The organism is Streptomyces sp. WAC06614 (assembly GCF_003949795.1).
Lineage (GTDB): Bacteria > Actinomycetota > Actinomycetes > Streptomycetales > Streptomycetaceae > Streptomyces.
Genome location: NZ_RPRY01000410.1, coordinates 1 through 5,230, shown reverse-complemented (window position 1 = coordinate 5,230; position 5,230 = coordinate 1). Strand labels below are relative to the sequence as shown.

General features: G+C 74.5%; 5 protein-coding genes. 4 read left to right on the top strand and 1 reads right to left on the bottom strand.

Annotated elements, in window-relative coordinates:
• Positions 1 to 253 precede the first annotated feature (253 nt).
• Positions 254 to 2,311, bottom strand: coding sequence for a SpoIIE family protein phosphatase (locus tag EF918_RS31980; RefSeq protein ID WP_125652417.1), 2,058 nt, complete (start codon positions 2,309 to 2,311; stop codon positions 254 to 256).
• A gap of 62 nt (positions 2,312 to 2,373) precedes the next feature.
• Between EF918_RS31980 and EF918_RS31975 the strand changes: the two genes are divergently transcribed.
• From EF918_RS31975 to EF918_RS31960, 4 genes are all read left to right on the top strand, one after another.
• Positions 2,374 to 2,838, top strand: coding sequence for an SRPBCC family protein (locus EF918_RS31975; protein WP_125652416.1), 465 nt, complete (start codon positions 2,374 to 2,376; stop codon positions 2,836 to 2,838).
• Between the two features lie 154 nt (positions 2,839 to 2,992).
• Positions 2,993 to 3,790, top strand: coding sequence for a DUF11 domain-containing protein (locus EF918_RS31970; protein WP_125652415.1), 798 nt, complete (start codon positions 2,993 to 2,995; stop codon positions 3,788 to 3,790).
• 36 nt (positions 3,791 to 3,826) lie between these two features.
• A complete protein-coding gene (locus tag EF918_RS31965) occupies positions 3,827 to 4,408 on the top strand; it encodes a hypothetical protein (protein WP_125652414.1) in 582 nt (193 codons plus the stop codon).
• Between the two features lie 13 nt (positions 4,409 to 4,421).
• Positions 4,422 to 4,991 (top strand): hypothetical protein, encoded by a 570-nt coding sequence (locus EF918_RS31960; RefSeq protein WP_125652413.1) that lies wholly within the window; start codon positions 4,422 to 4,424, stop codon positions 4,989 to 4,991.
• Positions 4,992 to 5,230 lie beyond the last annotated feature (239 nt).

Below are 5,230 nucleotides of genomic sequence, written 5' to 3'. Positions count from 1 at the left end.
CCACCCACCCGGCCCACAGGCGCGCAGGCCACCGGCCGTGGCCAGGGCCGGGCAAGGCAGGCCGGGCGGCCCGCAGCCACCGCTGCGGGCCCACGCGCCAGGGCGGCCTGGCCAAGGCCGGGCTCCTACCCCACCGGCCGCAGGCCACGGCCCAGGCCACAGACGGGCCGGGCAGGGACAGCGCGGGCCGGGCCGCACGCCACCCCCGCCAGGGCCGGGCCGGGGCCGGGGCCGGGCCCCGGTGGCCCCACGGCTAGGCCGGTGGGACGTGGAATTCGCACCACACGCACTTGCCTCCGCCGCGGGGTTCCACCCCCCACGCGTCGGCCAGTTGGTCGACCAGGAGCAGGCCGCGGCCCGATACCGCCCAGTCGCCGGCCTCCCGGCGGCGCGGCAGGGCGCTGGAGGTGTCCTCGACCTCGACGCGGATGCGGCCGTCCGTGGTCAGCCGGAGGCTGACCTCGCCGCCGCCCTGGGTGTGGACCAGGGCGTTGGTCATCAGTTCGTCCGCCGCCAGCTCGATCTCGTCCGCCCGGTCCGGCGCGCCCCATGCGGCCGCCGCCGCGCGGACCAGGTGGCGGGCCGTGGCCGGGCCCTCCGGGTCGCCGGGGGCCAGGTGCTGGCGCAGCGGGCCGCTGCCGCGCGGGCCCGGGCTGCCGCGCCGGCGCAGGACGAGCAGGGCCATGTCGTCCCCGCCCCCGCTGTCGCCGACCAGGTCGCACAGCAGGTCGGCGAGTTCCTCGACGTCCGTCGGGCCCGTGCCCACCGCGGTCATGAACTCCCCCATGCCCCGGTCCAGATCGGCCCCCGGCCGCTCGATCAGCCCGTCCGTGCACAGCAGCAGCGTGTCGCCCGGATGGAGTTCCAGCGTGGTCACCGGGTAGCCGGAGCCGCTCCCGGTCAGGGCCGGCGCCGGCAGGCCGAGCGGCAGGCCGCCCGCCACCGCGACCCGGTGGCAGGTGCCGTCCCCGCGCCGCACGACCGGCTCCAGGTGCCCGGCCCGGACCAGCCGGACCAGCCCCGTGCCCAGGTCCACCTCGGCGTACGTGGACGTGGCGAACCGTTCCGTCTCCAGCTCCCGCAGGAACGCCGAGGCCCGGGCCATCGCCGTCCCCGGCGTGTGGCCCTCGGTGACGTACGCCCGCATCACGATCCGCAGTTGGCCCATGACGGCGGCCGCGTCCGTGTCGTGCCCCTCCACGTCGCCGACCATCACGCCGACCCGGTCCGCGCCGAGCGGGATCACGTCGTACCAGTCGCCGCCGATGTCCCGCCCCATCCGCGCGGCCCGGTACCGTACGGCGATCTGGGCGCCCGCCACCGCCGGGATCCGCCGGGGCAGCATGGCCCGCTGGAGGCCCTCCGCCAGGTCGTGCTCCTGCTCGAAGAGGATGGCCCGTTGCAGGCTCTGCGCGATACCGCTGCCCAGCGCGACCAGGACGTTGCGCTCCTCGGCGGTGAAGTCGCCCTCCCGGGTGTAGAGGAGCCCGAGCGCGCCGATGGGCCGGCCCTGCGCGATCAGCGGCAGGTACACCCCGCTGCGCACGTCCAGCGGTTCGATGTACGGCCACAGCATCGGATACCGCCGTTCGAACTCCTCGCGGGAGGCGAGCAGCACGGGCCGCATGGTGCGGACGGCCACGCTCATCGGGAACTCGGCGTCGATGCGGGTGTACTCGATCTCGGGCACGTAGCTGCCGAGCTGTCCTTCCGCCACCAGGTGGATCCGTGCGCCGTCGACCACGCCGAGCATCACGCTGACCGCGCCCAGATGGCCCAGCGCCTCGGGGTCGGTGAGGATGTCGGTCACGTCGTTGACCGTGCGGGCGTGCGCCAGGATCGCGGTGGTGCGCTCGACCACCCCGGTCATCCGCAGCCGGCTCTCGTCGGCCTCGCCGTGGGCACCGGGTTCGCGCGGGTCGAGGTCGGCGTCGCGCACCACCCCGATGATCCGGTACGGGCGGCCGGACGCGTCCCGCCGGATGTGGCCCTGGATGTGGGTCCACCGGCTGCTGCCGTCCGGCCGCCGCATGCGGAAGTACGCGCCGTACTCGCTGCGTCCGTCCTTCAGCGCCTGGGCGACCCGTGCGTCGAGCCGGGCCTCCTCGGCGGGCGGGACGCGCGAGCGCAGCCCCGCGGGGGTGCCGTCGAACTCGTCGGCGCGCAACGCGAAGACCTCCAGGGCGGTGGGGTCCAGGTGCAGCTGCCCGCCGTCGAGGTCCCAGTCGAAGGTGCCCATGCGGTTGAGCGCCAGGCTCAGATCCGGTCGAGCGGGCCACTCGACCTCCGGGGAGTCTCCCCTGTCGGCCATGCAGCCAGGGTCTCACCGATCGGCGCCGTGCGCGGGCCGCGGCCCCGGGCGACAATCCGGGCATGGACGATCCCGAGGTCTCGGTCGAACGCGTGGTGGCGGCCCCCGCCGGGCGGGTCTGGCAGGCGCTGACCACGCTGGAGGACATGCCCGAGGTGCTGACCGGCGTGGACACCGTGGAGGTCCTGACCTCCAGGCCCTTCGGGGTCGGCACCCGCTGGCGCGAGACCCGCCGGATGTTCGGCAGGCAGGCCACGGAGGAGATGTACGTCACGCAGTGCGACGCCCCGGTGCGCTACGTCGCCGAGGCCGACCACGGCGGGGTGCACTACGTGTCGGAGTTCCACGTGACCGCGCACGGCCCGGACCGTACGACCGTCCGGATGACGTTCCGCGCGCGGCCCGCGCCGGGCCGCCGGCCCGGGCTGCTGCTGCGGCTGCTGAACCGGCTGGGCACCAGGGCCGTGGCCAAGGCGATCGCCAAGGACCTGGCGGACGTGGCGGCCGCCGTGGAACAGGGCCGTTAGCGGGGCCCGTTCGACAGCGGGGCCGACCGGCGCGACGATGGGAGAGGCGGCGGTGCGCCCGCCCCGCGACCGTGGTCGTGCGAGGCGCGCACGCCCGCCCGGGCGTTGCTGCGGCGCCCCCGTCCTCTCCCCTCTGCCGAGAACGGGGATCCCCATGACACGCGTGACAAGGGCCCGCTGGCTGGTACGGGCGTCGATGGCGGGCGGCATGGCGTGCGGGCTGGCCGTCGGTCTGGCCACACCGGCGTCGTCCACCGCCCTGATCAGCCTGCAGCTCGACGCACCGGACGTCACCGTCAGCTTCCGGGACACCGAAACCCGGGACGGCAGCCACTGGGTGGTGCTCACCCCCCAGGGCGGTGGCGGCTCGACCCGGAGGGTGCAGGTGGCCGGGCAGGTCCCGAGCGTGAACCGGACGGTGGTGCGCACCGTGAACGCGGGGATCCGGCCCGACACCGGCTACTGCGCGGTCATCGAGACGGTCATCCCGCCGGAGGAGGGCCCCATGGGCGCCTTCGGCACCACGATGGAGTCCAACAAGGTCTGCGCCGAGCCCGCCAGCTCGCCCAGCGCCGCGACCGACGTCTCCATCACGACCATCGAGGGGGAGGCCAACCCCCCGGTCGGCACCAACCGCAACTACTGGGTCTACTTCACCAACGCCGGTGCCGAGGCGAAGAACGTGACCGTGGACGTGCAGACCTCGGGTTCCCTGACCATGCGGCGTCCGCCGGAGTCCGGGACGTTCAACGGTCTGCAGTGCGCCGCGTCCGGCAGCGGCTTCCACTGCACCGGCGGCACGCTCCCCAAGGGCGTCAAGGGCCAGATCCCGTTGCTGGCCATGGTCAAGAGCCAGGGTCCGGGCGCGGTCCACGCGAGCATCAGCGTGGCGGGCGACACGGTTCCCGGCAACAACTCGCAAGCACTGGGCGTCATCGCCGTTCCCCGCTAGCCGCCGCCAGGCAGGCGGCGCGAAGGAGGTCACTCCATGAACCGGCACCCCCGCCGCACCCGCACCGCGGTCGTCACCCTGATCGCCTCCTCGTTCGCCGCGGGCGGCCTGGCCGCCCTGGCCCCCACGGCCACCGCGGCGCCCGCCCTCGGCACCTGCACGGTCAAACCCAACGCGGCCGGCACCAGCGTGACCATCAGCGGGTCCGGCTGGACGGACGAGCAGGGCAACGACCTCAAGGCGTCCTTGAACGACGGTGAGAGCACGGAGCCGTTGAGCATCCAGAACGGCTCGTTCCAGGTGACCCGCTTCCAGAAGGCGGACACGGTCGACTTTGTGGTCCTGCCCGAAAAGGGCGGCTTCAAGAACTGCACCGTGGTCCCCTCCGACGCGGCCGCCGACAAGGACGCCATCCGCAAGGCGCGGCAGCAGGGGTTCAAGGACGGTGTCAAGGCGGGCAAGGAGGCGGCCCAGGAGAACTGCCGCGGCCCGAAGCCCAAGCCGCGGCACCACCAGGGTCTGACGGCCCAGGAGGAGGCGGTCGAGAAGGCCTACGAGCAGGGCTTCCTGGCCGGCGCGACGAGCGCCTTCGACAAGTTCTGCAAGACGCACCACTGACCACCCGGAGGCGATGACGGTGAACCGTCGCACCCGTCGACTGGCGGCGCTGTTCCCGCTGGTGGTGGTCCCCCTCGGGCTGGGCCCGGCGGCCGTCACCGCCGGGGCCGCCCCGGCGGCCGTCACCGCCGGAAGCTGTACGGTCAAACCCTCCGACGACGGGACCACGGTCACGGTGACCGGCACCGGTTTCGTCGGCACTCGCGGGGCCGCGCTGCGCGGCAGCAGCGGGAACGCCGAAGGGCTGGGGAACCTGGACGGATTCAATCCGCCCGGCTTCTTCACCAGGAGCGGGCTGCCGCCGGGCGACTACCTGGTCCAGGCCCAGGTGGGTACGGTCGTGCGCTGCAAGGCCGTCCGGGCCGACAAGGAGACGGACAAGGAGCTCGTCCGGGCCGCCCGGGACCGCGGCTTCGCCGACGGCGTCAAGGCGGGCAAGGCGGCCGCCCAGGAGAGCTGCGACAACGACACGCCCCGGCCGCGGCACCACCAGGGCCTGACGGCCCGGCAGGAGGCGATCGAGAAGGCCTACGAGCAGGGCTTCCTGGCCGGCGCGACGAGCGCCTTCGACAAGTTCTGCTGAGCGGCCTCGGGCCGGCTCCCCCGTCGTCCTCAGTCGGACGGTGACGTGCCGTCGGAGGGCGTCGGGTCGTCGGTCGTCGGGGCGACGGCCTGCGGCGTGGGCGGTTCGGCACGGGGTGGCGGTCCGGTGGAGGTGGCCGGCGTACCGGTCACGGTGGGCTTCGTGGGCGGCGGTTGCGTGGGGGGCGGCTCGGTCGTCGGCGGCTCGGTCGTGGGCCGCACCGGCTCCTGCGTCGGGGG

What these genes read in the sequence shown, in the direction of transcription:
- EF918_RS31980 (WP_125652417.1), bottom strand. Translation starts at nt 2,311, where the DNA reads ATGGCCGACAGGGGAGACTCCCCGGAGGTCGAGTGGCCCGCTCGACCG.
- EF918_RS31960 (WP_125652413.1), top strand. Translation starts at nt 4,422, where the DNA reads ATGACGGTGAACCGTCGCACCCGTCGACTGGCGGCGCTGTTCCCGCTG.
- EF918_RS31965 (WP_125652414.1), top strand. Translation starts at nt 3,827, where the DNA reads ATGAACCGGCACCCCCGCCGCACCCGCACCGCGGTCGTCACCCTGATC.
- EF918_RS31970 (WP_125652415.1), top strand. Translation starts at nt 2,993, where the DNA reads ATGACACGCGTGACAAGGGCCCGCTGGCTGGTACGGGCGTCGATGGCG.
- EF918_RS31975 (WP_125652416.1), top strand. Translation starts at nt 2,374, where the DNA reads ATGGACGATCCCGAGGTCTCGGTCGAACGCGTGGTGGCGGCCCCCGCC.